This window comes from Caulobacter sp. (assembly GCF_017744445.1).
Taxonomy (GTDB): Bacteria; Pseudomonadota; Alphaproteobacteria; order Caulobacterales; family Caulobacteraceae; genus Caulobacter.
Map to the genome: position 1 here is coordinate 1 of NZ_JAGIBH010000163.1, position 582 is coordinate 582.

The 582-nt window shown below is 62.5% G+C and carries 1 protein-coding gene; it reads left to right on the forward strand.

Annotated elements, in window-relative coordinates; all coding sequences use genetic code 11:
• Window positions 1–582, forward strand: a 582-nt coding sequence (locus J7528_RS24220) for a TonB-dependent receptor (protein WP_291879953.1), incomplete at both ends; no start/stop codon positions are given.

Consider the following 582-nt stretch of genomic DNA (forward strand, 5'->3'; position numbering starts at 1 on the left):
ACCAGGACAACCGGGTCCAGGAAGAGATCTGGGCCGCCTATGCCCAGGTCACCATCAACACGACCCTGGCCGGGCGTCCGGCCAACCTGGTCGCCGGCGTGCGCTACGAGCACACCAACTCGACCTCGACCTCGGTGATCGTGCCTCCCTCCGCGCTGCGCTGGGATGCGGACAACGACTTCACCAAGGTGCTGGGCACCGGCAACACGCTGGTCAGCCAGTCGGCGAGCTACGATCACATCCTGCCTGCTCTGGACTTCTCGATCGACCTGACGTCCAAGCTCAAGGGTCGCGTGTCCTTCGGCAAGACGATCGCGCGTCCGGACTTCGGTTCGCTGTTCTCGGCGGTTTCGATCGGATCGAACAACCCGAACCGTCCGACCTACCTCGGTGGCGTGCCGTCGGCTCGGTCGGGCAATCCGAACCTCGTTCCGCTGGTTTCCGACAATCTCGACATCTCGCTTGAGTGGTATTTTGCCCGTTCCAGCTATGTGTCGATCGGTTTCTTCGACAAGCGCGTGAAGAACTTCGTCGGCACGGGCCAGGAGAACCAGACCCTGTTCGGCCTGCGTGATCCTTCGT